5 protein-coding genes and 1 pseudogene are annotated in these 18,388 nt (G+C 54.5%); all 6 read right to left on the bottom strand.

Translation table 11 applies throughout. The features are described from left to right. Positions 1-756: 756 nt before the first annotated feature. Entirely contained in the window at positions 757-1,548 is a 792-nt protein-coding gene (locus REH51_RS05470) for an OmpA family protein (protein WP_009724794.1), read from the bottom strand. Positions 1,549-1,626: 78 nt separating this feature from the next. Continuing rightward, positions 1,627-7,170, bottom strand: coding sequence for a YadA-like family protein (locus REH51_RS05475; protein WP_498937108.1), 5,544 nt, complete (start codon positions 7,168-7,170; stop codon positions 1,627-1,629). Beyond that, positions 7,167-13,427 (bottom strand): ESPR-type extended signal peptide-containing protein, encoded by a 6,261-nt coding sequence (locus tag REH51_RS05480; protein WP_498937110.1) that lies wholly within the window; start codon positions 13,425-13,427, stop codon positions 7,167-7,169. The genes REH51_RS05475 and REH51_RS05480 overlap by 4 nt, the downstream gene beginning before the upstream one ends. 438 nt (positions 13,428-13,865) lie before the next feature. Continuing rightward, a complete protein-coding gene (locus tag REH51_RS05485; protein WP_234668031.1) occupies positions 13,866-14,693 on the bottom strand; it encodes an OmpA family protein in 828 nt (275 codons plus the stop codon). 11 nt (positions 14,694-14,704) lie between these two features. Then, entirely contained in the window at positions 14,705-18,226 is a 3,522-nt protein-coding gene (locus tag REH51_RS05490) for a YadA-like family protein (protein ID WP_498937112.1), read from the bottom strand. Between the two features lie 90 nt (positions 18,227-18,316). Then, positions 18,317-18,379: pseudogene (locus REH51_RS05495) on the bottom strand (hypothetical protein); the annotation flags it as partial. Positions 18,380-18,388: the final 9 nt, after the last annotated feature.

The raw sequence follows: 18,388 nt of genomic DNA on the forward strand, positions 1-18,388 counted from the left end.
CCTGGGGCAACATCATTCCGACTGGGCAACTGTCGAATGCCATCACGCAGTTAAAAACCATTTCATAGCGCTGCGATAGATAAGCAAACGACCTTTGCAGGTACCCTTGAGGCTCTGTGTAAAAACACAGAATCTTATGAGCACCGTTCAAGGCGTTTATTTAGTGGGTACATTCTCTTACTTAGATAAGCACTAACTCAACACAGTGACATGATTGTTAATACTCAGTAATTAGAGCAAAAATCGATACTATCTCCAGGCATTTAACGACATTTAATATTTAAAAATTAATTACAATATTTCAGCACCCCTTTTTCTCTAACGAACAATATTTTCAAAAAGTTAAAAAAGAAAGCACCAATAATAAAATAAAATAAAAAAACAAATAAAAACATATACTTATATTGATAAATAAAACAAACAAGAAACACCCACCTCTATCTAAAACAACAACTAACACTAAAACAAACAACATTAATAAAAATACATTTAACATTTAAAACTTTTTATCAATCGGCTTTTTCTAAAAAAATACTTTTGTTTTTTACCATTGTTAATACTGTGCCATTAGCACTACGTCTAAACAGATGAAAATACTCCTTCCGACTTAGTTAACTGTAATTAACTATTTGCATTATCGGATCATTTTTGTAGCAAAGTGTTAGCAAGGTAATAAAATGCCCGCGTGACATTTACCTATAAAGGTCATGGCATACACGGGCATTAATGTGATGACAGAGGAATTTTTTTGTTGATTTAGCTCTCGTATTGCAGCGTTATCTCCACCCTTCGATTGGGTTTTAAACACTCTCTAACGCTTGGGGTCGCTATACTGCCAGGGCAGTTCACTACAGGGTCGGCCTGCCCTCTTCCTACCACCTCTAAGCTGGCACGCGCCACCCCTTGGCTAGCTAAGTAATTGCCGACTGTTTCAGCCCGCGCCTGGGATAGACGTAGGTTGTGTTGTTCATCACCAAAGCGATCAGCATAGCCGACCACTCGTACATTGGTGGGCGGCTTGGTTTCATCGAATGCTGCTACTATCCTTTCTAAGGCACGCCGACCTTCCAGGGTCAGCTGCGCGCTATCAAAGTCGAACAGCACATCCCCTGGCAGCATTAGCTTCTCTTGGCGTGGCTCTATAGCGAATTCCTCCACCTGGATAGGAACTAACAGCGCTGGGCATTGTGCATCACGCCAGTAAGTGCTTTTGACGCGCATATCACGGTCAAATAGCAATTTATACTGGCAAGTAATGTACTCATTGCCGTTGCCAGTATAAAAATTAAAGGCGTAGTCCCACTCGCGCACGCCAAAAATACCTTCGCTAAAGTGCGGATGCCCCAATAATAGACGTACTTGGTCTTTGTGTTGGCCTTCAGAAATGCGCAGTACATCATCGGGATCGACAAAATCCCCGGTTTTCAGATACGTGCTGTCCAAATCAGGAAAGCGAACTTCCCCCTCGTCTGTTAGCGACGCATTTGAAGCACAGCCTGCTAACCCGATCACCAGGCCAATTGCTAATATCGTGGATCGATTTTTCATGGTCACGCCCTATTCCGTCATACAAGCCTATTAGTAACAGAAACTGGGGAGAGAGAAGTCTCTCCCCAAGCTTGCGAATTAATCAATCACCCCTGAAATACCGACACCAATAGTGGCACCTGCCCGTGAACCAGCAATGCCTGCGTTTAAGCTCCAGCGGCCATTATCCGCAGTACGGCGAAAGTTGATGCCGACGGCACTTTCACCACCGTGGTGGCCACCCCCTACGTGGTAAGTAAGCTTACCGGGCACATAAGGGGCGTGCCCCATAGCAGCAACCGCTGCAATGCCTGCATTAGCGTTGCGCTCAACCTTATCAATGCGGCCGTGAACATTGTTGATTTCATTAGCAAAACGCTGACCCAACTCATTCATTTGGCCTACGTTGACGGCATCCCCAGCATTAACACCAGGCGCCACATTGGTAATAGTGGTGCCGTTGGCATCAAAACCTGTTTGCGTCATGCTAGGGCCATCTTGAATCCTTACGCCATCGTTATTGATTGTGGTGTTACCAGTGGTGACGCTATTCACATTTAGCTCTCGATTAAGCGTAACCTGAACCCCCTGCCCTGTAGTACGAGTAGTGATGTTGTTATCTCCAGTCACTGCAACGGTATCCCCGAGCTGACGATTAACCGGCTCACCCTGGTCGGCACTGACATTCAGGCCTTTGTCTAGCGTGGTGTTAATGTTGCTTATGCTGTCAGTGTTACCTGCAATCTGGTTACGGTTACCTTCGATATTAGCGGTGTTGCCAGCGACATCCTGACGTGTCGTGTGAAGCTGATCTCCTGAAACTGCATCCGAACTGCCCGATGCAATCTCGCCTGGCGCTACGTTAGTAATTTTGGAGCCACCATCGCCTGCCAGCTCAACAGTATTTTTATTGATGGAACCATCATCGTTTCGAGCATACTCGACTGCGCCTTCTCCGCCCCCTTGGGGTATACCTGCCACCGTTTCAGTAAGATCGCCCAAGCCACCTTCCACGATAGTTAAGCGATCATCGAGCGTATCCATAAACTGGTTGGAGGCGTATAGCTGGCTTCCATTGATGGCATCGGTACTGGTTGCGCTGATCCGTCCTGCCGCTACATTGGTAATGGTTCGCTCGGAACCGGCGTTACCAACGCTAACTGTGGCCACTGGATTTACACCTGCGAACTGATAGGTCTGGCCTCCAATCTCCACCGAGGCAGTTCTCATAGCCGCTTCGGTGCGGGCACCTTCACCTAGCGCCACACTGCCTTGGTGTGATGCCATTGCTTCGTAACCCATGGCCAGCGCACGGTCACCCGTAGCACGCGCTTCGTACCCAAGGGCTGTGGAGCCTTGCGCTTCGGCAAACGCATCGCTCACATCAAGGCCCTCATCGTTGGTACGCACATAGCGAATACCTCGACCGTTATTAGTGATGTACTCGTCACTCAGATCGCCTGCGATGTTGATGACCCCACCTTCCAGGTTCTTAATCAGATCCTGAGTCGCCCAGAGTTGCGAACCATTAATGGCATCGGTGCTGTCTTCACCAATACCACCTTCGCCTACCCCACTAATAATGGTGTTCCCACTATCATCCACATTGTCTGCATTGATGCTGACACTACCTATATCAACTTGATCAAAGCTAACTTCATCTGCGGTAGCCACTGTGTAGATAACCTGTCCATCATCACCGATGCGATCAGCAACCGTCATGTTGTTACCAGCTTCCACTTCCGTTTTGGCAGCGGTGACACTGCTACTAAGGTTATTGGCAACGTTTTGCAAATCACCGGCGTTAATGACATTCCCTAGCGCATCGCCTTCTAGCTCGTCCAGCGGGGTGTCACCAACCCCACTTGCCGCATTGGTAATCTGTTTATTACCAGCATCGATACCTTGTGTAGTGACACTTGGGCCACCTGTGATCACCAAACCATCGTTACTAATAGATGTATCTCCCACCGACACGCTATTACCGATACGCACATCATCGGCTAGACGATAATCAATCGAAGTACTGCCGTCTTCGCTACGCATATGGGAAATCACCACGTTTTCATCGCCGCTAACAAAGTCCACGTTCGCGTTAGGCCCTACATTGCTGCTAACAGTACCTGTTTCATTTGAGGTGGTGACGTTCCATCCTGCGTTAGCTGAGCTGCTAACCTTTTCCAACTGACTGAGGTTCACGGCGTCGTTAGCATTCACCCCATCAGCCAAGTTGCTAATGGTGGTGTTGTTCATATCAATGCCGCCGCCAGTGAGCGTCGGGCCGCCGGTGATGGCGAGGCTGTCACTGTTGATGCTAGTGAAAGTAACATCATCTGCCGTGGCGATCTTGATGCCCCCCGCCTCATCACTGAGCACGATGTTATCGCCGGTCACGAAGTTGGCGACGTTGTCGTTCTCATCGAGGGTTTTCACCTCGGTGCCGTCGATCTGGGTAACTACGGTTTGGAGCGCCGAATCCGCCAGTGTCAGGCTGTCTTTTGAAGCTTGGCTAAGATCGACCGCGTAGTCAGTGACGTTATTGGCATCGGGGGCAGCGGCGGTGACATCTACCGCGCCGGAACCGGCACTCACTGATGCGCCCTCGGCATTAACGGTGTAGATATCCTGACCGTTCACGCCAGTAGCCTTGTCCACACTGGCCACATTGGTGCCGCCCGCGACTTCAGTCTTCGAAGCGGCAGCGGAGTTTTCCAACTGGCTGAGGTTGACCGCATCTTGCGGGTTAACTCCAGGAGCAAGATCACTGATAGTGCCGCCATTCATATCAATGCCGCCGCCAGTGAGCGTTGGGCCGCCCGTGATGGCGAGGCTGTCACTGTTGATGCTAGTGAAAGTGACATCATCCGCGGTGGCGATCTTGATGCCGCCCGCCTCATCACTGAGCACGATGTTATCGCCGGTCACGAAGTTGGCGACGTTGTCGTTCTCGTCGAGGGTTTTCACCTCAGTGCCGTCGATCTGAGTGACCACGGTTTGCAACGCGGAGTCGGCCAACGTCAGGCTGTCTTTGCTGGCTTGACTGAGATCCACCGCGTAGTCGGTGACGTTGTTGGCATCGGGCGCAGCGGCAGTGACGTCTACTGCGCCGGAACCGGCACTCACTGATGCGCCCTCGGCATTAACGGTATAGATGTCCTGGCCGTTAATACCGGTGGTTTTATCCACACTGGCGATATTGCTGCCGCCCGCGACTTCGGTCTTTGAGGCCGCTGCGGCATCGTCTAGCTGATTAAGATTGACCGCATCAGTACCCGCCACCCCAGGGGCCACACCCGAGATCGTGGTGTTGCCGGCATCGATACCGGTGGCCCCGATGTTGACGGGGCCTGCCGTCAGGGTGTCGGTCTTAACATCCGTGAAGGTGACGTTGTCCAACGTGGCAATTTCAATGCCGCCCGCACCGTCAGGGCTGAGCGCCATATTCTTGCCCGTCACGAAGTTGGCGACGTTGTCATTCTGATCAATCGTCTTAACCGCAGCACCGTCGATCTGAGTGACCACGGTTTGGAGCGCCGAATCCGCCAGCGTCAGGCTGTCTTTTGAAGCTTGGCTAAGATCGACCGCGTAGTCAGTGACGTTGTTGGCATCGGGGGCAGCGGCAGTGACATCCACCGCACTGGAACCGGCACTCACTGATGCGCCATCCGCATTAACGGTGTAGATATCCTGGCCGTTAATACCGGTGGTTTTATCCACACTGGCGATATTGCTGCCGCCCGCGACTTCGGTCTTCGAAGCGGCTGCGGCATCATCTAGCTGATTAAGATTGACCGCATCAGTACCCGCCACCCCAGGGGCCACACCGGAGATCGTGGTGTTGCCGGCATCGATACCGGTGGCCCCGATGTTGACGGGGCCTGCCGTCAGGGTGTCGGTCTTAACATCCGTGAAGGTGACGTTGTCCAACGTGGCAATTTCTATACCGCCCGCACCGTCAGGGCTGAGCGCCATATTCTTGCCCGTCACGAAGTTAGCGACATTGTCGTTCTGATCAATCGTCTTAACCGCAGTGCCATCGATCTGGGTGACCACGGTTTGTAGCGCAGAATCCGCCAGTGTCAGGCTGTCTTTTGAAGCTTGGCTAAGGTCGACCGCGTAGTCAGTGACGTTATTGGCATCGGGGGCAGCAGCGACGACGTCCACCGCTGCCGAGCCTGCGCTAACGCTCGCGCCCTCGGCATTAACGGTGTAGATGTCCTGGCCGTTAATACCGGTGGCTTTATCCACACCGGCCACATTGGTGCCGCCAGCCACTTCAGTCTTCGAAGCGGCAGCGGCATCGTCTAGCTGATTAAGGTTGACCGCATCAGTACCCGCCACCCCAGGTGCCACACCGGAGATCGTGGTGTTGCCGGCATCGATACCGGTGGCCCCGATGTTGACGGGGCCTGCCGTCAGGGTGTCGGTCTTAACATCCGTGAAGGTGACATTGTCCAACGTGGCAATTTCAATGCCGCCCGCACCGTCAGGGCTGAGCGCCATATTCTTGCCCGTCACGAAGTTGGCGACGTTATCGTTCTGATCAATCGTCTTAACCGCAGTGCCATCGATCTGGGTGACCACGGTTTGTAGCGCAGAATCCGCCAGTGTCAGGCTGTCTTTCGAAGCTTGGCTAAGGTCGACCGCGTAGTCGGTGACGTTATTGGCATCGGGGGCAGCAGCGACGACGTCCACCGCTGCCGAGCCTGCGCTAACGCTCGCGCCCTCGGCATTAACGGTGTAGATGTCCTGGCCGTTAATACCGGTGGCTTTATCCACACCGGCCACATTGGTGCCGCCAGCCACTTCAGTCTTCGAAGCGGCAGCGGCATCGTCTAGCTGATTAAGGTTGACCGCATCAGTACCCGCCACCCCAGGGGCCACACCGGAGATCGTGGTGTTGCCGGCATCGATACCGGTGGCCCCGATGTTGACGGGGCCTGCCGTCAGGGTGTCGGTCTTAACATCCGTGAAGGTGACGTTGTCCAACGTGGCAATTTCTATACCGCCCGCACCGTCAGGGCTGAGCGCCATATTCTTGCCCGTCACGAAGTTGGCGACGTTATCGTTCTGATCAATCGTCTTAACCGCAGTGCCATCGATCTGGGTGACCACGGTTTGTAGCGCAGAATCCGCCAGTGTCAGGCTGTCTTTTGAAGCTTGGCTAAGGTCGACCGCGTAGTCAGTGACGTTATTGGCATCGGGGGCAGCAGCGACGACGTCCACCGCTGCCGAGCCTGCGCTAACGCTCGCGCCCTCGGCATTAACGGTGTAGATGTCCTGGCCGTTAATACCGGTGGCTTTATCCACACCGGCCACATTGGTGCCGCCAGCCACTTCAGTCTTCGAAGCGGCAGCGGCATCGTCTAGCTGATTAAGGTTGACCGCATCAGTACCCGCCACCCCAGGTGCCACACCGGAGATCGTGGTGTTGCCGGCATCGATACCGGTGGCCCCGATGTTGACGGGGCCTGCCGTCAGGGTGTCGGTCTTAACATCCGTGAAGGTGACATTGTCCAACGTGGCAATTTCTATACCGCCCGCACCGTCAGGGCTGAGCGCCATATTCTTGCCCGTCACGAAGTTGGCGTTGTTATCGCCCTTGGTCAGGGTTTTGACATCAACACCGTCGACCTGGGTCACCACGTCCTGCAGCGCGAATCCGCCAGCGTCAAGCTGTCTTTCGAAGCTTGGCTAAGATCAACCGCGTAGTCGGTGACGTTGTTGGCATCGGGGGCAGCGGCGACGACGTCCACCGCTGCCGAGCCTGCGCTAACGCTCGCGCCCTCGGCATTCACGGTGTAGATGTCCTGGCCGTTAATACCGGTGGCTTTATCCACACCGGCCACATTGGTGCCGCCAGCCACTTCAGTCTTCGAAGCGGCAGCGGCATCGTCTAGCTGATTAAGGTTGACCGCATCAGTACCCGCCACCCCAGGGGCCACACCGGAGATCGTGGTGTTGCCGGCATCGATACCGGTGGCCCCGATGTTGACGGGGCCTGCCGTCAGGGTGTCGGTCTTAACATCCGTGAAGGTGACGTTGTCCAACGTGGCAATTTCTATACCGCCCGCACCGTCAGGGCTGAGCGCCATATTCTTGCCCGTCACGAAGTTGGCGTTGTTATCGCCCTTGGTCAGGGTTTTGACGTCAACACCGTCGACCTGAGTCACCACGTCCTGTAGCGCAGAATCCGCCAGCGTCAGGCTGTCTTTGCTAGCTTGGCTAAGGTCGACCGCGTAGTCAGTGACGTTATTGGCATCGGGTACAGCAGCGACGACGTCCACCGCTGCCGAGCCTGCGCTAACGCTCGCGCCCTCGGCATTAACGGTGTAGATGTCCTGGCCGTTAATACCAGTGGCTTTATCCACACCGGCCACATTGGTGCCGCCCGCTACTTCAGTCTTTGAAGCGGCAACAGCGCCTTCCAACTGGCTTAGGTTCACGGCGTCGTTAGCATTCACCCCATCAGCTAGGTTGCTAATGGTGGTGTTGTTCATATCAATGCCGCCGCCAGTGAGCGTCGGGCCACCCGTGATGGTCACGTCATCAAAGACCACACTGTCGGCCGTGGCAACGGTGATATCAGCGCCGTTGCGAGTAATATCAATATTCTTGCCGTCGATAAACTGAACAGTATCGCCGGGCGCCACATTGGTGGCCGTGTCACCGTTGGTTTGAACATCCCAGCCAGCGCTGGCCAGTTCATTAACCGCCTTTAATTGGCTGACATTGACGGCGTCAGTATCTTCTGCACCGGCAGCAACATTGATGATGCGACGCTCATCACCCACAGTGCCCACTGAGACCTCACTTGTTGCCGTGGGTGCTGCAACTGCAATCGGATTGCCACTTGAATCTAGTGGCTGGTAAGCCGCAGTAGCAAGCGTGCTGCCATCAGCAAACGAACCAGAACCTAAGGCAACATTACCAGTGCCCTGGGCTGACGCACCGCTACCAATGGCAACAGCTTCTATGCCGCCATCAAATAAATCTGTTGCGGCCCGAGCACCTTGGCCAATCGCAATTGATCTATTGCCACCAGCCAAGGCCCCCGTCCCTACCGCTACTTGATCTGACCCAATGCTGGCTGTGCGTGCACCATCGCCCATGGCTAGCGAGGAATTACCATCGGCCAGCGCATTAGTCCCCGCCGCCAGCGCATTGATGCCGGTCGCACCGTCGTTGTCGTAGTTACCTTGCTGGACTCCGTTATCATTGACACTGTAATAACGGGTGCGGTTTTCATCGAAGTAATCGAGATTAACCGCATCACCACCGTTTATCGGCGCCCCCACATTGGTAATGGTATCACCGCCCATATCAATGCCGTTGTCATTGAGCGTTGGACCATTGTTGATTGTCAGGCTATCAGCGGTGAGGTTCGGGCTAGTGGCAATTTCAATCGCGCCACCCAGATCGCTCAGCTCGATGTTATCGCCGCTGATAAAGTTAGCGACATTGTCGTTCTGATCAATCGTCTTAACCGCAGTGCCATCGATCTGAGTGACCACGGTCTGGAGCGCGGAGTCGGCTAGCAGTAGGCTGTCTTTGCTGGCTTGACTGAGGGCGACCGCGTAGTCAGTGACGTTGTTGGCATCGGGGGCAGCGGCGACGACGTCCACCGCACCGGAACCGGCGCTCACTGATGCGCCGTCCGCATTAACGGTGTAGATGTCCTGGCCGTTAATACCGGTGGCTTTATCCACACCGGCCACATTGGTGCCGCCAGCCACTTCAGTCTTCGAAGCGGCAGCGGCATCGTCTAGCTGATTAAGGTTGACCGCATCAGTACCCGCCACCCCAGGGGCCACACCGGAGATCGTGGTGTTGCCGGCATCGATACCGGTGGCCCCGATGTTGACGGGGCCTGCCGTCAGGGTGTCGGTCTTAACATCCGTGAAGGTGACGTTGTCCAACGTGGCAATTTCTATACCGCCCGCACCGTCAGGGCTGAGCGCCATATTCTTGCCCGTCACGAAGTTGGCGTTGTTATCGCCCTTGGTCAGGGTTTTGACGTCAACACCGTCGACCTGAGTCACCACGTCCTGTAGCGCAGAATCCGCCAGCGTCAGGCTGTCTTTGCTAGCTTGGCTAAGGTCGACCGCGTAGTCAGTGACGTTATTGGCATCGGGTACAGCAGCGACGACGTCCACCGCTGCCGAGCCTGCGCTAACGCTCGCGCCCTCGGCATTAACGGTGTAGATGTCCTGGCCGTTAATACCAGTGGCTTTATCCACACCGGCCACATTGGTGCCGCCCGCTACTTCAGTCTTTGAGGCCGCTGCGGCATCGTCTAGCTGATTAAGGTTGACCGCATCAGTACCCGCCACCCCAGGGGCCACGCCAGAGATCGCGGTGTTGCCGGCATCGATACCGGTGGCCCCGATGTTGACGGGGCCTGCCGTCAGGGTGTCGGTCTTAACATCCGTGAAGGTGACGTTGTCCAACGTGGCAATTTCAATGCCGCCCGCACCGTCAGGGCTGAGCGCCATATTCTTGCCCGTCACGAAGTTGGCGTTGTTATCGCCCTTGGTCAGGGTTTTGACGTCAACACCGTCGACCTGGGTCACCACGTCCTGTAGCGCGGAATCCGCCAGCGTCAGGCTGTCTTTGCTAGCTTGGCTAAGATCGACCGCGTAGTCAGTGACGTTATTGGCATCGGGGGCAGCGGCGACGACGTCCACCGCACCGGAACCGGCGCTCACTGATGCGCCGTCCGCATTAACGGTGTAGATGTCCTGGCCGTTAATACCGGTGGCTTTATCCACACCGGCCACATTGGTGCCGCCCGCTACTTCAGTCTTCGAAGCGGCAGCGGCATCGTCTAGCTGATTAAGGTTGACCGCATCAGTACCCGCCACCCCAGGGGCCACACCGGAGATCGTGGTGTTGCCGGCATCGATACCGGTGGCCCCGATGTTGACGGGGCCTGCCGTCAGGGTGTCGGTCTTAACATCCGTGAAGGTGACGTTGTCCAGCGTGGCAATTTCAATGCCGCCCGCACCGTCAGGGCTGAGCGCCATATTCTTGCCCGTCACGAAGTTGGCGTTGTTATCGCCCTTGGTCAGGGTTTTGACGTCAACACCGTCGACCTGGGTCACCACGTCCTGTAGCGCGGAGTCCGCCAGCGTCAGACTATCTTTCGAAGCTTGGCTAAGGTCAACCGCGTAGTCGGTGACGTTGTTGGCATCGGGGGCAGCGGCAACGACGTCCACCGCACCGGAACCGGCGCTCACTGATGCGCCGTCCGCATTCACGGTGTAGATGTCCTGGCCGTTAATACCGGTGGTTTTATCCACACTGGCGATATTGCTGCCGCCCGCGCCTTCAGTCTTCGAAGCGGCTGCGGCATCATCTAGCTGATTAAGATTGACCGCATCAGTACCCGCCACCCCAGGTGCCACACCAGAGATCGTGGTGTTGCCGGCATCGATACCGGTGGCCCCGATGTTGACGGGGCCTGCCGTCAGGGTGTCGGTCTTAACATCCGTGAAGGTGACGTTGTCCAACGTGGCAATTTCTATACCGCCCGCACCGTCAGGGCTGAGCGCCATATTTTTGCCCGTCACGAAGTTGGCGTTGTTATCGCCCTTGGTCAGGGTTTTGACGTCAACACCGTCGACCTGGGTCACCACGTCCTGTAGCGCGGAATCCGCCAGCGTCAGGCTGTCTTTGCTAGCTTGGCTAAGGTCGACCGCGTAGTCGGTGACGTTATTGGCATCGGGGGCAGCAGCGACGACGTCCACCGCTGCCGAGCCTGCGCTAACGCTCGCGCCCTCGGCATTAACGGTGTAGATGTCCTGGCCGTTAATACCGGTGGCTTTATCCACACCGGCCACATTGGTGCCGCCAGCCACTTCAGTCTTCGAAGCGGCAGCGGCATCGTCTAGCTGATTAAGGTTGACCGCATCAGTACCCGCCACCCCAGGTGCCACACCGGAGATCGTGGTGTTGCCGGCATCGATACCGGTGGCCCCGATGTTGACGGGGCCTGCCGTCAGGGTGTCGGTCTTAACATCCGTGAAGGTGACATTGTCCAACGTGGCAATTTCAATGCCGCCCGCACCGTCAGGGCTGAGCGCCATATTCTTGCCCGTCACGAAGTTGGCGTTGTTATCGCCCTTGGTCAGGGTTTTGACATCAACACCGTCGACCTGGGTCACCACGTCCTGTAGCGCGGAGTCCGCCAGCGTCAGGCTGTCTTTGCTAGCTTGGCTAAGGTCGACCGCGTAGTCAGTGACGTTATTGGCATCGGGTACAGCGGCGACGACGTCCACCGCTGCCGAGCCTGCGCTAACGCTCGCACCATCAGCGTTGATGGTGTAAATGGTCCCACCATTAGGGTTATCACTTTCTGCCACACTCGTAACGTTTGTGCCTGCTGCCACACTAGTTTGCGTAGCAACAAGCTGGCTGACATTCACCGCATCATCAAGTTCGGTACCTGCCGCAACGCTGGTGATCTGGCGGCTTCCGATATCCACAGCTGCTTGAGTGGCCACCGTACCATTAATTGCGGCGGTGTCTGCTGCCGTCGCACCAAAGGGTACATAGCCCACTATGCCTGCTGCGGTATCTGCTACCGAACCAGAGCCTAGTGCCACTCCTCCCGCCTGCGTGACATCCGCATTATTACCCACCACCATGGCATCGGGGACATTGATGTTATTGTCGTTGCCGATAATGCGGCTGCCGTCAGCGGTAGCCGCAAGGATGTTACGGTTACCAAACACACCGGCATTATTAGCTTCGATGGTATTGTCGTTGCCCAGTGCGTAGCTGCCTGCGCCCGTGATGATATTAGGATCACCGATAGCGCCAGAACCTGTTCCAGAAACTTCGTTAGCAAAACCAATACTAATGCTTCGTTCACCAGAAGCGATAGCACCCGTGCCTATTGCCAGAGAGTCGACCCCTGATGCCTTGGAGTCAAAACCTACCGCGATACTTTGCAACTCAGTGGCTTCTGAGCGCCGCCCCATCGCCACACTACTTTCTGCCAGTGCTTTTGCCGCTGGGCCTACCGCCAGCGAAGCAAGTCCCTCAGCTTTTGATTGAATACCCAGGGCATTAGCAAACTGTGCTGTTGCTTCTGAGCGCTCACCAACTGCTAAAGAGCTAGCTCCAGTCGCCTGGCTTTTATTTCCAAGGGCTGTGCTTGAAAGCTCCGATGCAATGGTTTCTCCACCTATTGCTATCGCATTGCCACCTAATGCTTGCGCTCCTCGAACTGCGTTACTTCCAATGGCGATCGAGTGTAAGCCAGAAGCAAGCGTTGAGTCCGCCACTGCTAGTGGCGTCGTGCCATCCCCACCGGCACCCCCAATCGCAACGGCATTAAGCGCCGTTGCTTGGCTGCCAAAACCTAATGCTGTGCCACTCACGCCGGTAGCACGACTTTCTAAACCTATTGCCGTCGCCCAACGTGCAGCCCTAACATTAAAACCAAATGCTGCCCCACCAGCTCCAGTGACCTGACTAAAAGTGCCATATACAGTCGCTGCCGACTGGCCATTACCACTGGCATTACAGCCAGCAACGGTTGAATAAGTTCCGCTACCATCAATAGGATCAAACGTGGTGCTAGGTGTAACTAATCTTCCAATTACCGTTCCTCCACCAACTGAAACACAGCTACCACCATCTGAGGCAAATTTGCGTGCCTCGGCGTCTGAAATGCCCAACGGCAGTAACAACATCGTGGCACAGGCGAGCAATAGTGCTTTGGGTTTCAGTGGTGTGAATAACCGGCACTCTGTCGTTTTCTGTACCGGTATTGGCGGTTGTCCTACCTGTTTACTGCCATTCCCCGCTTTGTGCTGAGAGCGAGCGGCTTCTGATGCCACAACCAGACGACCTAAAGTGCGGTTCCAGATAAGGCGAAATACGTTATTCATTGCGCTTCTCCCTTTTCACATCAGCGGGGGGAACCACCTATGTGAAAAATTACGGCATTGTCAGGCGGGGTATCTAAATGATCGATTTCAGGCGGTGTTTCCCAAAACAACAGGTCAACAACTAAGAGTTATTTAAGTTATCCTGCATAAGCATTTACTTAAAAAACGACAGACACCCAACAAACATTTAGATAAGGAGTTTATTTATTTTTTTACAGCAAAATAACAAACTCTCAACACAATGAAACGATTGTTAATAAAAAAATCAGCACTAATCTTTAAACTTAACTAAAACCTGTATAAAAAGTTAAGCCATGTAAATCAGCCATAATATATTTTTCAAAAAGCACAAACCAACTAAAGCAACACATACAAAAAAACCGAAGCTTTAAAAGCTTCGGCTAAAAGATCGGCATTGCTAAAAGGCTTAGCCGTTAACTAACTATTAGTAACTATTACCTCCACTCTGCGATTGGGCCGTAAACACCCCTTCACGCTGGGCGTGGCCATTTGGCCAGGGCAATCTACTATTGGGTCAGACTCCCCTCTTCCTAGCAATGTTAAGTCACGGCGCTCTATCCCTTGTGATACTAGATAGCTACCGACCGCCTCCGCACGCGACTGAGATAAGCGCAGGTTATATTGCTCATCTCCGAATCGGTCTGTGTAACCAATGATGCGAACATTCGGCGACGAGTAGGCATTAAGAACCATTTCTGCCACCCTTTCTAGGGCGCGCCGACCTTCTAACGAAAGTTGATCACTATCAAAATCAAACAACACATCGCCTGATAACGTCAACTTCTCTTCACGCGGCTCAGTGGCAATCTCTTCCACTTCGATTGGCACTAGTAGCGCAGGACACTGCGCATCCCGCCAGCGAGTGCTTTCTAACGCCATATCATCGTCATAGTGCACTTGGTATTGGCAAGTAATGTACTCGTTTCCATTGCCTGTATAGAGATTGAAAACATAGTTCCACTCTCGAACACCAAAGAACCCTTCCGTGAAGTGAGGGTTACCGATTAACTGGCGTACTTGATCTTTTGTTTGGCTTTCCCGAATACGCAAAATGTTTTCAGGGTCAACAAACTGTCCGCCGTCGTACCAGTTGCCCGCTAGCGCCGGAAAGCCATCTCCGGCGTCGCGCAATTCGGTACGGTCGTTGTTGGGCGGGCTAGCACAGCCCGCTAAAACGAGAACGGCGGCTATACTGGCGGCCCCAAGGGCCGCCTTTGTCATCATGCGATTGCTACGGTTGTTCACGTCGCTCTCCTTTACCAGTGCCAGCCAGCGCCAATACCTGCGCCGAAGTTGCTTTGCGAGTCGCCCGTCACCTTCCCTTGGATACCCCAGCGGCCATTGTCTGAGAGGCGCGATACACCCACCGAGACCGCAGATTCACCACCGTAGGTACCTGCCCCTACACCTACCATGCTCTTACCAGGCATCCAGGCTTGCGGCACCGTAGAGGCGGCGATCGCACTAGCAGAACCGGCGTTAGCATTACGTTCAACGCTGTCGATACGTTCGTGAACGTTGACGATTTCGTTTTCAAAGCGACGGCCAAGCTCATTCAACTGCCCTACGTTGGCAGCATCGTTGGCATTAATACCTGGCGCCACATTGGTGATGGTGGTGCCTTCATCACCTTTCAGCGTGACGGTGCTGTAGTCAACATTGCCATCTTCATCACGGTCATAGTTCACCGCACCGCGCTGAACCGCGTCCAACTGACGAACGTTAACCGCGTCGGTGTCTTGGGTACCGCCTGCCACGTTGGTAATCTGGCGTTCGTTGCCCGCGCTACCCACGGAAACAGCCCCTTGAGTGGAAGCCACCGATTCGTTGGAGAAGCGCTCACGCTCACCGTTCATGCCTTCACGGTCAGCAACGGAATCCGCACCAAGTGCAACGCTGCCGTCAGCCGTTGACTGAGCGCCGGCCCCCGAGGCAACGCTACGGTCGCCTGCCGCGACACTGCTTGGCCCCATGGCGATGCTGTCAGTACCTTGTGGGTCTGCGGCAGGGCCGTCGCTATTGGCGCGGAAGTACTTGGAGCCCCCTTGTTCAATGTTGGTGATTTGGTTCTGCACATCCCATAGCTGGCTACCGTTCACCGCATCCGAGCTATTTTGCGCAATATCACCGGGGGCAACATTGGTGATCTTCGTGCCGCCATCGCCTTCCAAGCTAATGGTGTTGTAATTAACACTACCGTCATCGTTGCGGTCATACGCCACCGCACGGTTATCCAGGTCTGCCAGGTCGTTGGTGATATTACTGATATCGCCTTCAACAGTGGTGACGCGGTTGCCTAGCGACCCGACCGCTTGATTAGTGGCATACAATTGGCTGCCGTTAATCGCATCAGTACTCTCTGCCGACACTCGGCCTGCTGCGACGTTCGTCACCGTACGTTCAGCACCGACGCTGCCAACGCTGACCGTGGCTACCGGAGAGGCGCCCGCAAACTGGTAGGTTTGACCTGCGATCTCTACCGAAGCGGTACCAACCGCAGCGGCAGTGCGGGCGCCTTCCCCTAGCGCAACGCTGCCTTGGTGGGAGGCAATCGCGTCGTACCCCATCGCCAGTGCACGATCTGCCGAAGCGACGGCCTCGTAACCAACAGCGGTGGAGCCTTGCCCTTGGGCAAAGGCATCGCTCACTGCTAAACCACTGTCGTTGGTGCGCACGTAGCGAATGCCGAGGCCGTTATTGGTGATGTACTCATCGCTTCCGTCACCAACAACGTTCGTAACGCTGTTTTCTAACACTTCGATCCACTGATTCGTGGCGTAAAGTTGAGAGCCGTTGATGGCATCTTTGCTATCGGCTGATACATCACCTTCGGCTAAGTTAGTAATCCCCTCGTTACTAATAACAGGCCCGTCTTGCCCTACGGTAAGGCTATTACCGATCGATAAATCATCGGATAGCCCAAACGCGACTTCTTCACGATCATTAACCGTGGCCTGAGTAATGAGTATGTTACCGTCATCACTTAAGAGGTTAACTTCACCCGTTGGGGCCACATTGCTAGCGTCACCATCTTCAACGCTCAAGTTCCATCCAGCGTTCGCCGTAGCACTTACCTCTTCAATAGCCTGGTTAGAAGCGAAAAGTTGGCTGCCATTAATGGCATCAGTGCTGGTCGCACTAACTCGCCCCGCTGCCACATTGGTGATCGTGCGTTCATTACCCGCGCTACCAACGCTGACGGTACTCGTCGGTGTAGTGCCTGCAAATGAGTAGTCATTGCCAATCAGCGTAATGCCCTGGGTTTCAACCGGTTCATCTGTGGTGCTGTTGCTGCCTAGCGCTACACTTTGATCATGGCTAACCGTCGCCCCTGCCCCCAGGGCAATACCCTGCTGAGCTTCAGAACGGGCGTTGGTACCGAACGCAATGCCATCTGACAGCAGTACTTCGGCACTATCGCCAATGGCAGTGCCGCCTGGAGCCATTTGCCCCACAATCGCGCCATTACCAATACCAATGCCGTTATCACCGTTAGTGACCGTGGTTGGGCCAACCGCAATACTGTCGTTCCCTGCCGCAAGTGAGTCAGGCGCCTTGGAGTTAGCGTGGAAGTACTTCGTGCCCGTATCCACCACGGAGCCTATCGCTCCCTGAAGCTGACGCACGGTGACAGCGTCTTGCGCTTCAGTACCATCGGCAACATTAATAATCTGACGGTAAGAATCGCTGTCCCCGACGGAAATCGCACCAAGTAATTCTTTGTCGGTGGTGTTGTACTCAATGGTTGCCGAACCCACAGGAATAAAGCCTGATTCTGGCGCTAAAGCACGGTCAGAAATCGAGCCGCTACCCAGTGCCAAGCTATCTCGAATCGGTGCATTCGCCCCAAACCCCATGGCTACGGCACCTTCGCCGCTGGCGCTAGCGTCTACGCCACTAGCGATGGCATTCAACCCAGTGGCACCATCGTTATTAAAGTTACCTCCGATAGTGCCGCCGTCGTTCACGCTGTAGTAACGAGCACGATTTTCATTAAAGTATTGAAGGTTCAGCGCATCACCTTCGTTTACTGGTGCGCCTACATTACGAATGACTTGATTATTAGCATCAATGCCGCCACTGGCGGGGATGCTGGGCCCGCCAGCAATAGTGAGGCCATCGTTGGTGACGGTGGTGAGGTTGCCGCTGCCATCGTCTACGCGCAGGCCAGCATTGGTGAGTTCACTGTTGCCGGCGGTGACGCTGTCGAGATCAAGGTCACGATTAAGGGTAACTTCCACCTCACCGGCATCATCGATGCCTGTCTGCGCGACGGTGAGATTACTATCCCCAGTGAACGTTACCTCGCCATTAGGACCTATATTGGCGGCATTGGTACCGTCGGTGACATTCCAGCCCGCATTGGCTGCGGCACTTACTTCTTCAATGGCTTGGTTAGAAGCAAACAGCTGACTACCGTTGATGGCATCAGTGCTGGTTTCACTAACACGACCAGCCGCTACATTGGTCAACGTGCGCTCGTTGCCTGCACTGCCAACACTCACCGTGCTATCCGGCGTGGTACCTGCAAATGAGTAATCATTGCCAATCAGCGTAATCCCCTGAGTAGCCACCGGCTCATCCGTTGTACTGTTGCTACCTAACGCTACACTTTGATCGTGGCTAACCGTCGCCCCTGCGCCCAGGGCAATACCCTGCTGAGCTTCAGAGCGGGCATTAGTGCCGAACGCGATTCCGTCGGAGAGCAATACCTCGGCATTATTGCCAATGGCGGTACCACCCGGTGCCATTTGACCAACAATTGCGCCATTCCCCATACCAATGCCGTTATCACCGTTAGTGACCGTGGTTGGCCCAACGGCAATACTGTCGTTACCTGCCGCAAGTGAGTCTGGCGCCGTAGAGTTGGCGTGGAAATACTTAGTGCCGGTATTAACTACAGAGCCTATTGCCCCCTGTAGCTGGCGAACCGTGACGGC

It is taken from the genome of Halomonas bluephagenesis (assembly GCF_054790765.1).

Excerpts from the sequence above, each read along its gene's own strand:
- REH51_RS05470 (WP_009724794.1), bottom strand. The coding sequence starts at position 1,548 with ATGAAAAATCGATCCACGATATTAGCAATTGGCCTGGTGATCGGGTTA.
- REH51_RS05480 (WP_498937110.1), bottom strand. The coding sequence starts at position 13,427 with ATGAATAACGTATTTCGCCTTATCTGGAACCGCACTTTAGGTCGTCTG.
- REH51_RS05490 (WP_498937112.1), bottom strand. The coding sequence starts at position 18,226 with ATGGGGAATGGCGCAATTGTTGGTCAAATGGCACCGGGTGGTACCGCC.